Origin of the sequence: Gottfriedia sp. NPDC058432 (assembly GCF_042721555.1) — a bacterium.
In the GTDB taxonomy this organism is placed as follows: Bacteria; Bacillota; Bacilli; order Bacillales; family Bacillaceae_G; genus Gottfriedia.
The window spans coordinates 1-16509 of sequence record NZ_JBHXLC010000021.1 but is presented as its reverse complement, the minus strand read 5'-3'; the positions used below and the strand labels follow the sequence as shown (position 1 = coordinate 16509).

The following is a 16509-nucleotide window of genomic DNA, read 5'->3' as shown; positions in this document are numbered from 1 at the left end:
AATGACTAGTTATTTACTTTTCAAATTATTGTCTAGTTAAATAAACCTATTAATCTGTCTCAGAAAAGCATCAAAAGAGAGAAAATACACCTATTAAAATATTGCTAAAAAATCGGGTTATTTGCTATATATAAAAGCACTTAACAACTTGTAATATTAAGTGCCCTTCCCCTTTTTTCTATGTGTTTAAATTAGGTGATACAAGTTTAATAACCTGGGTTATCCTTAAATTCTTAGACTTTCTAACAAATTACTTACCTTTAAAACTAAATCCTGTAGTTATCAAACAAGAAAGAAATGCAACAATCGAAACCATTAATCCAAACATCAATCCTAATGAACTCATAAACAGATCTTCACCTGGATATGAAGGTTCAAGATTTAATAACCAATATAGAAACAAAATCGATAATAAAATATAAAAACTACTTCCTAAAATACTCATTTTAATTCGGTTTGCGTTCGTACCTTGCCATGCCTTATTCACGGTTATCCACAAAAAGAAACTTCCAAAGATGGCCAAAATCATTACCAACAAATGGAGAAATGGAATTAGTAGATACGTTAATAGATAAATTATCAGACAAGTAGTAAAAAACAACGTTGCATTCACAATAAACAAGAACATTCCTGACTTCAAATGATTTTGAAACCAACTCGTATTTTTCAATTTAAAAACAAGTTTGTTATTTTCAACAAGCATGAATGAGACTTTATCTCTTTTAAATAGAAATATGGAAACTACAATAAAAACGAAGAATAAAAATAAAGTCAATGACACTTCACCTCCAAATTTAAGTCTTATTATAACTAATCTTGAAATGAAATATATTCCAGTAGAGTAAGAAACTATGAAATTTATATGAAAAATAAATATTTCACAAAATAATAACATTCATAAATCTTACTCTCTAATAATTTATCTATAATAAAAAATAATAAGGAGTGATATTTATGAGGGTGAAAATACTGGTTTTATTCGCTACAATACTTTTTATAGTTTCTCTTTCTGCTTGTATTAATAAAAATAAGTTTGATAATCAGTTAAATCTGGTTATAAAACTTGAAAAAGATTATTTAAAAAATAAAATGAAAGTAAATAATACTGAAAAAATTAAACGCTCTAGTATTGTTATTGCAGTCTATAAAAACGGTGACTTTATCAACCTAACTTACGATCTAAATAATTCTTCTAATAAAATAGATTGCTTTTATATAAAAACGAAAGAATCAAAATATATTCGATACTTGAATACAGATAAAGAAATTGAAAAAGTAGAGAAGGACTTAAGACATGCTGATTATATAGAAAATACTTATTACAAGTAATTTTAAATATTAAATAAAAAATGGAATGCAAGATAAACCGATACTCCCGGTTTTATCTTCATTCCTATAGTTTCTATGTTTTATTCTCTCCTCACACCAATCACTCAATATTACTAACCTCCAATACAATCTCAATCTTCCGCTTCTTCTTTTCAATCATTCTGGCAATAAATTCACTAAAATCATCTTTATGGCTCTTTTGGTTTTTACTTGTATCACCACTAATTGCAGCTATCCGATAAAGGATCTTTAATTGTTCCATATGCTCATTTAGACTCATATTTGATAAGTCCTCATATTGTTCAATGAGCCTTTTTCTAAAAATAATTTCTAAATCATCGTTTGTGGCGGTTTCGTTTGAAGTATTTTTTCGAATATAAATTTTATCTGTAAATAATTTATCGGAGCCTCTTTTAGCTATAAACGGGATATATCGATTTTGCTCGGGGATATAAATGATGAAGAAGGTTTTACCACTAAAATATCCATACATTTCATTCTCGTCGTAATCAATTTGTTGAAGATGATAAATTAGAAAAGAAGGTAAATAGCCATTTAATTTTCTTTGAAAATCGGTTGGATCCTTTAGCTCTTCTTTAAGGATTCCGACTGGGTGATTATCATCATTTACGCCAAAAATAATTGATCCTCCACCAGAATTCGCCATTGCAATTATTAATTTTGCAATTTGATCCTCTCTAACGAATGTTTCCTTAAAATCCAATGCATTATTTTCTCCAAAAGATTGTTCAATCAGATTTTTAAGAGAAGCAATATCAAAATTCTTGTCTGCATAATTAAATGTATTTAAAAATTCCTGCTTATAAATCGGCCTTTTAACCATGATTCCACCTAGTTTCATATTTTTTAAAATCTAAACTAGATCTGTTATTACATTTAATGTTAGAAAAAAAGAAATGGCACCTAAAAAATCGTAGAAATTTTTCTGGTAAAAAGTGCAAAAAAACCAAAGCATATAGCCTTGGCTTTTAATAACAGTTATCTAAAAATCGCTAGGAAATATTCTTCGTTTAAAGTGATATTCAACCGAGCGATTATTAAACAGATTACTATAATTTACTTTAATCTTTTTAACTTCTAATTGCTTAATCTTCTCTTCCAGTGACTTCTTATCCTCGTCAGTTAATTTTCCATCCTCTGACAAACTAGAAATTTCATTTAATAATTCCTGAATCATTTCATCACGAAATTCTTTTTCTTCGTTTTGTTGATAAATTGTCATCTTAGTATGAAGGATTGAATTGACCAATTCGTCAGCCCCACCCGAAAGCCTATTTAAAATTAAAAGTTGTTCATTTAATATCTCATTATCTAAATCATAAGGATACCTTAGTTGATGATCTATTTCGCTCCAGCCTTCTTCAAATATCGTTCTTACTTGAATTTCAGCTAAATAATTTACTTTTGTCATTTGTGACTTAATCACATAATGCCATGATCGATATCCTGCATCATGAACTAAAAACTGGAACTTTTCTTCTTCGATATGTTGTTCACTCGTCATATCACCTAAGCGATGGTAAATAGTCGCTTTTTCATGTAAATTCCAATTTTGTCTAATTGTTTTATCTATATCTGCAGCTTGGTATTTATATAAATGTAATGCTCTTATTCCAATTAAATCTGTAATTTCTGATTTATAATTCGAAACATTGATTTCATATTCTGAGTCTGATTTTTTGCCTTTTATCGTCTTCCGAATAATCTTTTCAATTAAATGATCAGGATACTTTATTCGCGATTTCACAGTATGAATTTCAGGATTTTTACGGAGTATTTCCGAAATAAAAGTAGCTACCGTTTCAAGATTCGGTATTTCTGATATGTATTCATTATAAATTTCAATATATTTTGACCAGTCTAAACAGTACTTTTCAAAATCCTGTTCATCGATTTTATATTTTTCAAAGAAGTACTTTTGATTCTCTATTAGGCCCATACGTTTTCTCCTTCTAACATTTCCATAACCATATCCTACCATATTTGTGGAAGAAACATACTTTTTCAGTACATTTACTTTGTAAGGCTATATTTACTTCTCAGATGGTAGGAAATATCTTTTTCTGTAATTTTCTTATGCTTTTTTGCGTATAGTGATTTGACCTGATTTAAGGGAACAATAGGCTGATTTTAAAGCTTGTCTACTACTCTCTTATTTAGGTTCTCGCTAATACCTACTTTACCAACTGGAATTTCTATTGCAAAATCACTTGAAGTACGTACACCAGCCAACGATAATAGTCCAGCAGTTAACATTACTTTTCTTACCTTTTCATACCCCATCCTCCATATGGTATAATATGGAAATTGAAACACCATTGTAATATCCCTAGTAACATTAGTCAAACCAGTCTAAATATTAATAAAAGGGGTAACTTTATGAAAACATTCAGCTATTTAAGTTTTTTTCTACTTTATGTGCTAGGATTATTTTTATTGTTAGACTTCATTTTTAAGTTTCAAAACGCAACTTTTGACAATACTTATTACAGTGTTTTATTCCCATTTTTAGGCCTATTTCTGATTGGTATTTATGCATCTTTACCAAAATTCGTAACCAAGATTACAAAGTCGAGTTCATCTTATATTTCTAATGAAAAATTGAAATGGTTTGTCTTACTAATTTCCCTGATTATACTTTCGTTAATTATTTTAATAAAGTTTAACATTTATCAAAATGTATTAGTCACTATATTAATTTTTATAGGTTATGTACTCTCATTAATTACAGGATATAAATTAGTAAGGTTCATAAATAAAAGTATAGAATAAAAGAAGAAGAGGCCACTAGTGGGCCTCTTTAATTATTTACACATATATTAAAGATTTTGAGCTGCTAAATCGCGGCTTTTCTTTTGAAAATAAATCAATTTTTAAAACAGCTTAACCTGAAATATAATTCAGGGCCTCTTAATACGAACAAATGACCTGATTGTACGTTCGCAAAAAATTTCATAAATTTTCTAAAAAACTACTTACATTAGAATGAGTGTTCGTGTATAATAAAAACATCCAAACAAAACAGAACATACAATCTTAAAAACTCAAGACAGTAATAGAATAAGAAAACTTAAAAATAGAACAAAAAAGGAGATGTAAAAAATGGAAATTATCATTTTATGTAGTGTCTTATTATCTTGGTGTATTTTAGAGGGTTTTAACAAATTTGTAGTAAATCGTTGAGAACATGGAAAGTGCTTCTTTATATTACTTTAGAAAGGGTTAATTCTTATTCCTTACAACTTAATTCAAACAAAAAAAGTGCTCTTCTACTTTAAATAGATAAAAGAGCACTTTTAGAGATATTTTATTTAGCTATGTATTCCTGCAATTCCTTAATAAGGATTTCTGCACCGTTTTTACTTACTACAATCTTTCCACTATCAAATGAGAAATTATTTTCATCAATAACTCCTGTTACCATACAAGCATTACTCGAAACAAATTGTTTTAGGATAATCCTTTGCTCCTCAATAAATACTTCAAATGGTTCATATTTATTTAGATTTAACATTTTTCTTAATTCCTTTGGTAAAACAATTCTACCTAAGTCATCTAGTTTTCTTACAATTCCACTTAGACCGGAATTTTCATCATATTTTGTAAGAATAATCATACCTTCTTCAAAATGAATTTCAAATGGAGCATTATTCTCTAAATTCATTGTATTTCTTAATTCTTTCGGTAGAACAATTCTTCCAAGATCGTCTAGTTTTCTAATAATTCCAGTTGATTTCATACTTGCAACTCCCCATTTATTTCTATCTCTTTATATACTCAATATAATTCTCTCTATTTTTAAATTGAGTTTAGTATAATAATACCAAATTATTTTAATTTTCTCTCTACTTATATCGACTCATTTTTACTAATATTAATACAAATTAAAATAATTTTCTTGATTTTTTATATCTCTTGTTTTTTATTTTGGTAAATTATGTAAAATTTCTAAAAAGATTCAAAAAGAGATGAGTTAATCATTTGGTAACGAATTACCTTTAATTAACTCATCTCTCAATTTAAATCTATTATCTTGAATAGCCACCGAGACTTTGTTCAGCCATTTGAACTAAACGTTTTGTAATCTCTCCACCTACTGAACCATTTGCACGAGACGTTGAATCTGGACCTAAATGTACTCCAAATTCTGTTGCAATTTCATACTTCATCTGATCGATCGCAGATTCAGCATTTGGTGAAACATATTGATTTGAAGATCTGTTTGCCATGATATGTAGCCCCTTTAATAAAATTTTCTGATATAAACTATCAGATTGCTGTTAGTATTTCATATTGAATTTAAAATATTCATCATATAAATATTTCTGCAACTTTTTGAATGTTTCATCCGAAAGTTTATAGCAAATAAAGTTTCTCTAGATTTTTGAAATACAATTTCAACTGCAAAGATTGTCAGATTATTTCCCAAAAAATAAATTAATTGATAAATATGATTGCATCAATAGCTAATCACACTTAAACAGAACTCCCATATATTATATTAGTATAATTCACTTTTCTGAAAGGTAGGTGTGACAAAATGAAAGTAGATGGTATTTTTGAAGGAGGAGGAGTTCGAGGAATCGGACATGTTGGAGCTATTTGCGCTTTAGAAGAAGAAGGTTATGAATGGGCACGTTTGGCAGGCACTTCTGCTGGTGCTATTGTTGCTGCTCTTCTAGCAAGTGGCTATACAGGGAAAGAATTAAAGGAAATTATGGATCATCTAGATTATAAGAAATTTATTACAAAAACATGGTTGCACTTTATTCCTTTAATCGGATTAGGATTAAATATCTTATTTAAAAATGGGTTATATAAAAATGAATTTGAAGAAGAATGGTTAGAAGCTTTATTATCAAAAAAAGGAATTCGCTATTTCGATGATTTAGAAGAAGGAAAATTAAAAATTATTATTTCAGATATTAGTAATGGTAAAATGGTCGTTTTACCTGATGACCTACCTGATTATGGCTTATCAGCAAAAGATATAACCATTTCTCAAGCCGTTAGAATGAGTGGTACAATTCCATTCTTCTTTCAACCAATTAAACTAAAAACTCCTAATTTTAATTACCCAATTTTAATTGTTGATGGCGGAATCTTAAGCAATTTTCCAATTTGGATTTTCGATGATCACCAAGAATGGCCAACTTTTGGTTTTCGTTTAATAGATAATGAAATTATTGGAAAACCTCAGGATGGTCATAATCCAATCTCATTCTATAAATCAATATTTATAACGATGAGACAAGCACACGACCTTCGACATCTAACAAAAGAAGTAAATGAACGAACAATAAAAATCCAAACTGGTGAAATATCAAGCACAGATTTCAATTTAACAAAAAAAGAAAAGGAACTACTTTTCACTAATGGATACCAAGCAGCAAAAAAATTCCTTGGAACTTGGGATTTTGAAAAGTTTAAGCATAACTATCCACCTGAACCGTACTGTCATAAGGTGGACAATCTGTAATAACTTAAAAAACGCAATCTTTTCTAGATATTCATAGAAAAGATTACGTTTTTTTGTTTTTCCTATTTTTAGTCCGTTTGGTTATCTCATTTAATCCTTATTTTCGCATCTCCTTGAATATATTCAGGATAAAACGCCAGCTTAAGCTTTAATGGATTAACGTAATCTTTAGTAGAAATTGTTATTCCTACTACTTGCTTACCACCATCATCATATTCTTGAGATTCTGAGCTAGTTTGAACTACTTTTCCATTAGCATCAAAAATTGATTCAACCAATGAGTAATGAAATTCTTTTTTTGTATTTAAGGTGAACTTCAATTCTGATTCTTCTTTTTTTAAGTCAGTTAAATAATTTCCTTTTGGCTGTTTAAGAATTTGTTGTTTCTCAGTATCAACTAATATATATTCTTCATCCTTATCAACTGCCTGTAGCTTATTAATAACCAAATATAATTCTTTTGGATCTTTAAAGTAATTACTCTGTAAATAGATAATTCGTTCATTATCGCTAAGAATATTGGCAGTAGTTCCATTTGTTATTTTAGACCATACTTCGCCATTTTGATCAAGAAGTTCAAAATCAGTAAAATCTAGTATTTTCTTAGTATTATTTGGATCCATTTTTACTTGTACAGCTACACGGAGAGGATAAACTGTAACTTTTTTAATTGTTATCTTTTGCCCTTCAATCGTTACTGTTTTATTTAGTTCGTATATTTGTTTTGTTTTTTCTAGATTTTTTAAAGAGAATTGAATAGAAAATTGCTCTGAAACCTCCTTACTCTTTATCTTTAAATCTAAGTTAAAGTCTTTTTGCACGTTTGTTTTCTGAAAAAAATATTCAATCTTACTAGTATAAGTATTTAACTCATCTTCTACTGGAAGATCAAATGATGAAGAATGTTCTGGCAATTTTTCACCATTACTTGGTTTGAGACTCACTTCTTTTAAAGTAAAATTATGTTGTGTCTCTTTTGCATCTATCGTGTAAAAAATCACTATCCCTTGCTCATCAGCAATTACTGAATCAATCGTTACCTTAATTCCGCTTTTCTCTTGTGAAATATTAATTTCTTGAGCATATTTATTTTCTACAGCTGATATTAGTCCCTTATCATCACGAATAAGTTTAACGATTTTCTCCATACCTGGAATATTTGTTAAATAATCAGCAAAGGTTGGCGATACACGAATACTTGTAAGAAATCCCAATAGAAGAATAGCAGCTGCAACAATAGACCAGATCTTAGATTTCCGTCTCGGTTTAGTTACTAACTTAGTTTCTTTAGCTTTTTGAAATCCAATTTGTATAGCCTCATCAATTTCATCAATAGGTAACCCGATGTTTTCGTATTTTTCTTTCAACTTTTTTAGTTCATTTTCTTCTTTTTCAAACACGGCCTTTTTCTCCTTTCTCTTCAAGGATTCCTCTTAATGATTTCAATGCTTTATTCAACCAAGTCTTTACTGTACCTTCCGGTCGATTCCACATAATTGCAATATCTTTGATTTTGATATCGTGAAAATATTTTAAATGTAATAGCTGTCGCTGTGTATCATCAAGCTGTGACATTGCTTCTTCTATTTCAATATAGTTATAGTCTTCGTTCGTACCTAGTTGTGAAATATATTCATCGTCGAAGGTTACTCTATTATTCTTCTTAATATAATCCTGACAGTAATTAATCATAATCCGAATAAGCCATGTTTTTACATAGCTTGGTTCCCTCAATGTTTTTATGTTTTGATAAGCTCTAAAGGTTACTTCTTGAATTGCTTCAATTGCCTCATCTTTATTCTTCAAGTAAGCTAGCGCAGTTTTATATAATGACAATTTATGCTCATGCATAATTGATAAAAATGCTTGCTCATCTCCTTTGATAGCCCTTTTCACTAGACTATGATCCTGCAATCTCAATCCCTCCATCTCGATGTTCTATACATTAGACTCCTGAGAGCTTAAAAAGTTTTAATAATTTTTAATTTTCCCCATAAAAAATTCCCCCTATAGTAGACAGTACAGCACATTTCTTTTAACTGTCTACTATAAGGGGATTATTAGAACTTTTATGACACCCTTTTTTTTAACTTTATTTTTTATTTAATTATATGGTTTCTTGCCAATAGGATTTTATCAATTTTGTCCTATTAGAATCTGAATATACATAAACATTATGGCGAATTACTCTCGTTTTTCCAGAATATCTTACTTGCATAATATCTTTTGTATAAAGAATAGGTCTAGAGCTTGAAAGAAATGATACAGGTGTTGCAGCAACACCTGCGAAAGCTGCTGGAGCAAAATATACTCCGAGAGATATAGAAGCGACTGAAGCTATTTGAATAGAAAAATCCAGTCCAGATTTATTTTGTATTTTTCCATAGGCCGTTCCAACATAACTATATTGTGTTCCTCTGTTTCAATAGCAACACTTCGACTAGTTATAGGAGATGTTATTTGTTCAATAGGTGTAATTTGAATGTTGTCATTTGTATCAGTCGACTCTGCAAATGATACACTTGCTGAGAGTAATAGCAGTTGCTAAAGTTGAAACTAAAATTTTTTTCATATCTAACACTCTTTATCTTTTAAAGATGTTTTTTTTTTGTTTATGAAAAAAATGCCAAATAAACAAATTACTCAACTTTCGTACATAGAGAAACCTAATGATCCCTTGAATCTCCTTAATTCTCTGAATTGATTAGAAAATAACTTAACAAATTATCTACCAAAACGATCACCTCTTTACATTATTATTAATGTCTTAAATTATAGTAAACTGAGGAATTAATTCAGTGGAATTTTTATTAATATTTTAGTAAAACTTTACAAATTTTTACCTTAAAAAGAACCTTTGGTGAAGATTGAATATTTTTCAGTATAATTTAAGAAAATACTTACTAATAGAATCATAGTTTGTTGCATTTTTATAAATTCCAATAGCAGTAAATGCGACTATTTGAAAAAATGAAAAAAAGTTCACAATAATGACAAAGAGTTTTGGTAAATTTTACTTTTTAAATGTTAAGATAATTTCGTAAACGTTTACTAAAAAAATTAGGACACAGTTATAAAAAAGTGTAATTCAATTTTAACTTCCGCGGTAACTGGTGTAGGGAGTGTGACCTTTCCTATAAAATTTAATAAATATTTAAAATGACTGGTGCTATTTTATTTAATGTCATAGCAACAACCAATTTGAAACAGGAGGATAATATTATGAAATTAGCAAAAAAATTATTAATCATAACTTCATACATAATGTTTACGGTATTGATTGTTGTTGGTCCAGAGTTTCCTAAGTATAAATTGTATGTTCTTTTGCTACAGGTATTATTTTTTTGTACAGGTCCATTATTATTAATATTTTTAGATTGGAAGAAAAAAAGAAATAAAGATAAAGTTAAAATCAAAGGTAAATCGGAGTGAAATGGAATGGTTATACGGTAGTGGATCCATGGAGTTAAATTAGAATTTATATAGTTGCAGCTTTCTCGTTATTTAAGTTTCCTGATGAAAATAGTACTATCGGGTTCGTCTGTTGCCACCCCACCAACAAGTAAGGACATAGGAATTACATATGCGTTAAAGCCGACCGCCATTTTGTTGTATAAAAAAAGCTACCGAAGCAGCTTAAAGGTGGTTCAACTATTGCATGCGTTAATTGCATTAGCATTCATAAAAGATCTGGAATTTTTATTTTTATTTGTCTAACTTAAGCAATTCCATAGAACGCTCTGAGGAAACTTCAAAAGCAGCATCATAAGGTGTTTTGCCATTGCTCTCAATTGTCTTATCAGCACCTTTTCCAAGTAAATATTCAACCATTTTTACTTCTTCTGTGGACCCTGCTGCATAATAAAGTGCTGTGTAGCCTTCTTTATCTTTTAGATTAATATCCATTTTCTTTTCCTCTATTAGATATTTTAACAAAGGTAAATTATTTTGACGGGCTGCAATTGTTAAGACATGTCCGTAATTTGTACTGACATTAAAGTCTACATTAGGTATAGTGTCTAAGAATCTAAAGATTTCAAGAACTCCTTCATTTGCCTCACTCTTTGGAATGGAACTCATGCTATCTGGTTGAGAATAAGCAAGTTCCAATATAGGCATCATTCCTTCAGGCGTTGCATCTGTCATTTGCTCAACATAATTTATATCTGCTCCTTGTTTAATCAACAATTTCGCCAATTCTAAATCATCTTTATTATAGTAAGCAAATACTTCTGTTAAAGGAGAATTGGCCGTCCCTTTTACTTGAACTGGTTTAGCACCATTTTCCAAAAGTAGTTTTACTATTTTTAGATTTGATTTTTCGCACGCAACATAAAGGGGGCTTTCAGGGAAAATTACCCCTTCTTGTTGTGATGCTGTATCAGTTCTATTCAAGTTTATCCCAGAATCAATGTACCTTTTAATTTGTTTGATATTATTTTTTCGAATAGCTTCATTTAAATTTTCTATTTTCTTTGTATCCCCACCAGCTTTTTGATTGGTATTATAGCCAATCAGCGAGATCACAACAAGCGTAATGACTGTTCCAACTATTATTTTAGTAGGTGTTTTTGCATTTTGTAGTAGTTTTTTGTTTAAAAGGAGTACTTTTTTAATCTTCGTCATTTTCCTCATTTCTTTAAGACTAATAACAAGAAATACCATATGTGCAATTGCAAAAGTAATTGAAACCAGTATAAAAAAATCTGGAACATTCTTTATCAATCCAAAAAAAGCATAAGATCCTTCAACATCACCAAAATCAGGAAGAATTATATTTGCGAGAAAATAAAATCCATTTGTTAAAATTAAAGGTTTCATGTTTTGAATAGAATTAATTTTAAAACACTTCGATACATATAAGAAGTTAATAATAGTTAATGCGATCGTATATGGTAAGAATAATGTTAAGGCAAATACTCTTAACCAACCCATATTAAATAAGAATGATGACGCTACCAAAACTAAATTCACTAACAAACTGAAGTAAACAATTGTCTTTTTCATTTTTTCTTCTTTCCTTTTGTTTAATCATGGAGAGTAAATGAAATATAAGAAGTATTTCATTAATTATTATTATGCATGAAAACCCTATATTACGGAACAGAAACTATTCTCAATTTTAACAATATTCCTTCGTGATGCAATGTCAAAAGCAAAAATAATATTGAATTAAACTGCCACATAGATAAATAAAAATAGCAGCGAATGGCTGCTATTTTTATTCAACTAGTTTTGAAATATAATTTTATTTCCCTTCCTCAAAATTACTTAACTTTACGTACCAAGGATAAAGAAAAAGTGCAACAACTCCAACTATTGGTAATAAATCTACGAGAGTCATTAAAATCTTTGTTTCGAAAGATATAAATTGTTTTTGACCACAATTTGTACAAATTGCACCGTTTTTTGAAAATCCTAGTTTCCATATCGATTTCTTTGTCCATTTATAATTACAATTTTGACATGTTGCCATAATAACCTCCTTCTTTATTTTATTTCTTTATGTATTTTCGCATGCTTTAGTTGAATAGGAATCCTTGTATTGATACTAAGAACACAAGCAAAGATACTATGAAACTAATAGTACCTATTTTATTTCGTTTCAGTTGAAATTCAGATATACTTGCCAACAAATAACGTTGCTCCTATGAATAAGAGCATATAAGGCGTTAATGAAAAATTCTTAGTTATTAAGCCAAAATTAAGCCTATCAAACTAATATTAATCTCAAATTTTTTAACAATCGAAATACCTCCGCACTATTTACTTAATCATAAATTCTTGTACAACTATCGCACAGCACAGTTCAATAAGTACTATGAATTTTTAAATTAATAATTATAGATAAAAATGAATATTAAAAATACTGGAAATGTAATAAAACTTATCCATTTTGGAAATCGTATATTAAATTTACCTAGCATTTTTCTTATATTATCCTCACATAATACAGCTAGGTTTATCATAAAAAAACACGTTAATAGGAATAACTTAAAAGAAATTTTCATATGCGAAAGCAACGAAAAAAATATCAAAAGGAAAAACATCTCAGCTAGGAATTCAGCTAAATCATATTTTCTAACATTATTCTTAAAAAGCCATTTTATATATTTCTTTAATAATGACAGTTCTAATCCCTCCATAAATTTTTATTTATCTATAAATCAAAATGTAAAAGCTTGATTAATTCATATGAAAAGAAAAATAAATAATATTGTTAATTACTCAATTATATATATAAATTCATTAACAGTAACTTGGGGGAATTTCTCCTTTTTTTCACAGGAATTAAATTATCCTTATGCATCTAACCTGTCATTTACTTGAATAAGCATAAGCGAGCCTCTATTGAAATTACTCTTACTTTTAGTTCAACAAGGAATTTAACTATTGCTTGTTGAACTACTCTTAGTTAGCAAATTTTGATAATATTCTTAATGAATTATTTTAAATGCTTAATTTAGGAGGGGTTATATTTGCAAATGTTTTTTAGATATAATTGGTCGGTAAGAGAAGAATGGTATAGGTGGTGTGAAGAGTTAAGTGAAGAAGAACTACTGTTGAACCGCTCTGGTGGAATGGGTAGTATTTTACATACACTTTTTCATATAGTTGATGTAGAGTGGAGCTGGATTCGAGTATTACAAGGCAAATCTGATTTTCAGGAGAATTTCAATGCTTATAAAAGCTTAGATAAAGTTCGTGAATTGGACGCTAAATTTCATATTGAAGTGAAAAATTTTGTAGACAACTGGGATAATGAAATGGAAAATCGTTTATTTTACGATACCTTACCAGATGGAAGAAATGTGACGGATACTTGGGGTGAAATCATTAGACATACCATTGCTCATGAAATTCACCATATAGGACAATTATCAATTTGGGCAAGGGAAATCGGGAAACAACCTGTTTCTGCAAATCTAATTGGGCGAGGTCTTGCCACTCATTCGAATAATTAGTTAAGAAAGAAAATAATTTAATCAATTTCTTTTATAAGTATAAATTCTAGCTACCATCGACGGTAGCTTTTTTAGGTTAAGTAATTGGGATTATATAGGACTTATTCAACTAAAACACATTGCAATAGTTAAATAACACTCAGGAGCAGGTGGAATAACTGCAATTATGCAGCTTGTAAGCTACAACATGTGGAATAGAGACCTAATAAAAAAATAAGAGATTTCTCATAAGATATAGGTATTTTATGAGAGTTCCCAATTCAGTTTTCATTTTAATATATCTAACAAGCCAAAAACATACCTCTTATTATATCAAGGTTAATTTTCCGATTTTGTTACATTCTAAGGCGAACCAAACGACTCCATCCTTGTCACATACAATTCCGTGAGGTTCTGCATTATGTGTTTTAATTGTATATTCCACAATTGCCTGGTCTCTTGTCAATCTTCCTATTTTATTTGCACCCCATTCAGTAAACCATAAATCAAATTCTTCTCCAACAGCAATAGCATGGGGGCGTGCATTTGGTGTAGGAATGTCATATTCTATTATCTCTCCAGAATAAGTGATTCTCCCTATCTTATTCCCAATTATTTCTACAAACCAAAGTGCATTATCATTTCCCCTTGTAATGCCTACAGGTCCTGATGCGGGTGTAGGAATTGGAAATTCCATTAATTCTCCAGATTCCGTTATTTTACCAATAGCATTGTTTTGGTTTTCAGTAAACCAAAGTGAGCTATCAGATCCTAGTGTAATAAAAGAAGGATATGAGCCTTTGTTAGGTAGTTCATATTCATGAATCTTCCCTTTTGTAGTCAATTTACCAATCCGATTTCCATTCATCTCAGTAAACCAGATATCCCCATTTTGTCCTTCTGTAATTCCATACGGGCCTGAATTTGGATGCGGCAAAGGAAATTCTGTAAATACACCACTTGTAGAGAGCTTTCCTATTTTGTTGGCTCCATTTTCCGTAAACCAAACATCCCCTTTTGAAGATACTGTTAAACACATCACTCTAGCATTAGGTGTGGGAACAGTATACTCTTGAATATGTCCTTCTTGATCAAAACAACTAATTTTGTTTGCTTTATGTTGAGTAAACCATATTTTCCCATCATGCGAAACAGCTATTCCATATGGACCTGAATCAGAAAACGGAAGATTTATTTCTTGCAGATTAAAATTCATTTTAGCCCCCTCCATTGAATATTAACTTCAACTTAATAAATTTATATTTTAAAACTTCTACACATTAATAAGATCTATTTTCCAGCTCAAAAGCTTTTCATATGGTATTTATATCCAATTATTTAAATTCAACAAATTATAAATTTTCCCTTTTACTTATTGAACTCTACTACCAATTAACGAAATAAAAAAATCGACTAAACAGTCGATCATGTTGTTCAACTAATGCAATGCGTTAGTTCAATAAGATTTTATTAATCTCTGTCCTATATTCATCTTCATCAAATAAGAATTAAGGTATTAAATTACATATCATAAGGTTCAAGCTTCAAAATATGTTCTTCAACATCCTTGCCTCTTGCGTTGGAAAAACCCCTACAAAGACTCTTTTTTCATTATAGAACCTACTAATGTATTAAATAATGTTTTTTATTATTACTAATATTATTAATTAAAGCTATGCCGTTTAAAAAGAAAAATATTAAAAGAATTGGACTTATATATACTATGGCAATTGCTATTACTGGAGATGGTGATAGCTCCTCGCGGTTTAGTTTCTCAGTTTCTGGTAAAGAAAGCTTCACCAGCTTATGTTGCTTCTATTACTTGATATTCAAAATTAAGGAGCAATAGACTACTAGTTATGAGTCTATTGCTCTTTATTAGTTGGTAACAAATCTGTATTTTCGGGACTCTATTCTAGGGTTATGTTATTTATTAAAACAGGCATAGTCATGGCATATAAATCATATCCTTTTGCCCAATAATCCTGTTCTACTAACTGTGTCCTAAATCCCATTTTTTCAAAGAAAACATTTGCGAATTGTGATGTCCGAACCTCTATATTTGTTATGCTGCTATTCATTTGAATTTCATCTATACAATGTTTAACAAGCTTCGATCCAATTTTTTTTCCTTTATATTTAGGGTCTGTAAAAATCCAAGAAATTCCACCTAAGTTTGTCTCAGGAAAATAATAACCACAAGCTCCGACTATTTTTTCATTTTCAATATAGACAAAGTATGTAGAACCATAATTTTTTAGATATTCTTTAAGGTCTATAATTTCTGATGGATCAAAACTATCAGGAACATTTAGATTAAACACTTCCAAAATTTCTGCTAAATACTTATCTTCATATGGATATATCAATTTTTTGCCTCCTAAAATACAGTTTATTAAAAATATAAAATATTGTTATATCTTATCATAAACAAAACGTTCAAAAGCTAGTGTTTGGAAAATTGTTTTTAAGTTGTATTTTTTTATATGTATATCTTATACAGTGTTAGTTAACATAAAAAAAGTTATCGGAAATAAAATAAAGGATCTAAGTTATTAGCCTTTTTACTGCTAATTCAACTACCATGGGAGTACGTTATAAACTTCCATTCACTGTTGTGAATATGAGGATTCATGGATGGCTAGTCGAGTAGAATGGAGTCTTTTACCTTTCGGTAATTGAACTCCAAACCCTCTCAGAACCGTGCTTGCACTATTAATGCACACGGCTCCTCCA

General features: G+C 29.5%; 16 protein-coding genes. 4 read left to right on the top strand and 12 right to left on the bottom strand.

Features of this window, described 5'->3' with window-relative positions; genetic code table 11:
• Positions 1-250 precede the first annotated feature (250 nt).
• Complete coding sequence (locus ACFWM3_RS18355) at positions 251-781, bottom strand: hypothetical protein (protein ID WP_390312382.1); 531 nt, start codon at positions 779-781, stop codon at positions 251-253.
• Positions 782-954: 173 nt separating this feature from the next.
• Between ACFWM3_RS18355 and ACFWM3_RS18350 the strand changes: the two genes are divergently transcribed.
• Positions 955-1329, top strand: a complete 375-nt coding sequence (locus tag ACFWM3_RS18350; protein ID WP_390312381.1) for a hypothetical protein — start codon at positions 955-957, stop codon at positions 1327-1329.
• A gap of 100 nt (positions 1330-1429) precedes the next feature.
• On the opposite strand, the gene ACFWM3_RS18345 is transcribed toward ACFWM3_RS18350, so the two are convergent.
• From ACFWM3_RS18345 to ACFWM3_RS18325, 5 genes are all read right to left on the bottom strand, one after another.
• Entirely contained in the window at positions 1430-2173 is a 744-nt protein-coding gene (locus ACFWM3_RS18345) for an AlbA family DNA-binding domain-containing protein (RefSeq protein ID WP_056474354.1), read from the bottom strand.
• A gap of 159 nt (positions 2174-2332) precedes the next feature.
• Positions 2333-3289: a nucleotidyltransferase family protein gene (locus ACFWM3_RS18340; RefSeq protein WP_390312380.1), complete on the bottom strand. Its 957-nt coding sequence runs from the start codon at positions 3287-3289 to the stop codon at positions 2333-2335.
• Positions 3290-3480: 191 nt separating this feature from the next.
• Positions 3481-3633, bottom strand: a complete 153-nt coding sequence (locus ACFWM3_RS18335; RefSeq protein ID WP_390312378.1) for a hypothetical protein — start codon at positions 3631-3633, stop codon at positions 3481-3483.
• 1024 nt (positions 3634-4657) lie between these two features.
• Positions 4658-5089: an AbrB/MazE/SpoVT family DNA-binding domain-containing protein gene (locus ACFWM3_RS18330; RefSeq protein WP_286131747.1), complete on the bottom strand. Its 432-nt coding sequence runs from the start codon at positions 5087-5089 to the stop codon at positions 4658-4660.
• 289 nt (positions 5090-5378) lie between these two features.
• Positions 5379-5579 (bottom strand): alpha/beta-type small acid-soluble spore protein, encoded by a 201-nt coding sequence (locus ACFWM3_RS18325; protein ID WP_056474362.1) that lies wholly within the window; start codon positions 5577-5579, stop codon positions 5379-5381.
• A gap of 311 nt (positions 5580-5890) precedes the next feature.
• On the opposite strand from ACFWM3_RS18325, the gene ACFWM3_RS18320 reads away from it, so the two are divergent.
• Positions 5891-6829: a patatin-like phospholipase family protein gene (locus ACFWM3_RS18320; protein ID WP_056474365.1), complete on the top strand. Its 939-nt coding sequence runs from the start codon at positions 5891-5893 to the stop codon at positions 6827-6829.
• 86 nt (positions 6830-6915) lie between these two features.
• Here the strand turns inward: ACFWM3_RS18320 and ACFWM3_RS18315 are convergent, their stop codons facing one another.
• Both ACFWM3_RS18315 and ACFWM3_RS18310 read right to left on the bottom strand, forming a co-directional pair.
• A complete protein-coding gene (locus ACFWM3_RS18315; protein WP_390312377.1) occupies positions 6916-8229 on the bottom strand; it encodes a DUF4179 domain-containing protein in 1314 nt (437 codons plus the stop codon).
• Positions 8222-8743 (bottom strand): sigma-70 family RNA polymerase sigma factor, encoded by a 522-nt coding sequence (locus ACFWM3_RS18310; protein ID WP_390312376.1) that lies wholly within the window; start codon positions 8741-8743, stop codon positions 8222-8224. Before ACFWM3_RS18310 ends, ACFWM3_RS18315 begins: the two co-directional genes overlap by 8 nt.
• A gap of 1308 nt (positions 8744-10051) precedes the next feature.
• On the opposite strand from ACFWM3_RS18310, the gene ACFWM3_RS18305 reads away from it, so the two are divergent.
• Positions 10052-10261, top strand: coding sequence for a hypothetical protein (locus tag ACFWM3_RS18305; protein WP_390312375.1), 210 nt, complete (start codon positions 10052-10054; stop codon positions 10259-10261).
• Positions 10262-10534: 273 nt separating this feature from the next.
• Here the strand turns inward: ACFWM3_RS18305 and ACFWM3_RS18300 are convergent, their stop codons facing one another.
• Both ACFWM3_RS18300 and ACFWM3_RS18295 read right to left on the bottom strand, forming a co-directional pair.
• Positions 10535-11836: an ankyrin repeat domain-containing protein gene (locus ACFWM3_RS18300; RefSeq protein ID WP_390312374.1), complete on the bottom strand. Its 1302-nt coding sequence runs from the start codon at positions 11834-11836 to the stop codon at positions 10535-10537.
• Between the two features lie 241 nt (positions 11837-12077).
• Positions 12078-12305 (bottom strand): hypothetical protein, encoded by a 228-nt coding sequence (locus tag ACFWM3_RS18295; RefSeq protein WP_390312373.1) that lies wholly within the window; start codon positions 12303-12305, stop codon positions 12078-12080.
• A gap of 1003 nt (positions 12306-13308) precedes the next feature.
• Here ACFWM3_RS18295 and ACFWM3_RS18290 point away from each other — a divergent pair.
• Positions 13309-13794, top strand: a complete 486-nt coding sequence (locus ACFWM3_RS18290; RefSeq protein ID WP_056474385.1) for a DinB family protein — start codon at positions 13309-13311, stop codon at positions 13792-13794.
• A gap of 307 nt (positions 13795-14101) precedes the next feature.
• On the opposite strand, the gene ACFWM3_RS18285 is transcribed toward ACFWM3_RS18290, so the two are convergent.
• Together ACFWM3_RS18285 and ACFWM3_RS18280 are read right to left on the bottom strand one after the other, a co-directional pair.
• Positions 14102-14989: a Vgb family protein gene (locus ACFWM3_RS18285; RefSeq protein ID WP_056474386.1), complete on the bottom strand. Its 888-nt coding sequence runs from the start codon at positions 14987-14989 to the stop codon at positions 14102-14104.
• A gap of 694 nt (positions 14990-15683) precedes the next feature.
• Positions 15684-16142: a GNAT family N-acetyltransferase gene (locus ACFWM3_RS18280; RefSeq protein ID WP_390312372.1), complete on the bottom strand. Its 459-nt coding sequence runs from the start codon at positions 16140-16142 to the stop codon at positions 15684-15686.
• Positions 16143-16509: the final 367 nt, after the last annotated feature.

Bases quoted from the DNA above. Each gene is read 5' to 3' on its own strand.
- ACFWM3_RS18350 (WP_390312381.1), top strand. From the start codon at position 955: ATGAGGGTGAAAATACTGGTTTTATTCGCTACAATACTTTTTATAGTT.
- ACFWM3_RS18340 (WP_390312380.1), bottom strand. From the start codon at position 3,289: ATGGGCCTAATAGAGAATCAAAAGTACTTCTTTGAAAAATATAAAATC.
- ACFWM3_RS18295 (WP_390312373.1), bottom strand. From the start codon at position 12,305: ATGGCAACATGTCAAAATTGTAATTATAAATGGACAAAGAAATCGATA.
- ACFWM3_RS18305 (WP_390312375.1), top strand. From the start codon at position 10,052: ATGAAATTAGCAAAAAAATTATTAATCATAACTTCATACATAATGTTT.
- ACFWM3_RS18285 (WP_056474386.1), bottom strand. From the start codon at position 14,989: ATGAATTTTAATCTGCAAGAAATAAATCTTCCGTTTTCTGATTCAGGT.
- ACFWM3_RS18335 (WP_390312378.1), bottom strand. From the start codon at position 3,633: ATGGGGTATGAAAAGGTAAGAAAAGTAATGTTAACTGCTGGACTATTA.
- ACFWM3_RS18345 (WP_056474354.1), bottom strand. From the start codon at position 2,173: ATGGTTAAAAGGCCGATTTATAAGCAGGAATTTTTAAATACATTTAAT.
- ACFWM3_RS18330 (WP_286131747.1), bottom strand. From the start codon at position 5,089: ATGAAATCAACTGGAATTATTAGAAAACTAGACGATCTTGGAAGAATT.
- ACFWM3_RS18325 (WP_056474362.1), bottom strand. From the start codon at position 5,579: ATGGCAAACAGATCTTCAAATCAATATGTTTCACCAAATGCTGAATCT.
- ACFWM3_RS18300 (WP_390312374.1), bottom strand. From the start codon at position 11,836: ATGAAAAAGACAATTGTTTACTTCAGTTTGTTAGTGAATTTAGTTTTG.
- ACFWM3_RS18320 (WP_056474365.1), top strand. From the start codon at position 5,891: ATGAAAGTAGATGGTATTTTTGAAGGAGGAGGAGTTCGAGGAATCGGA.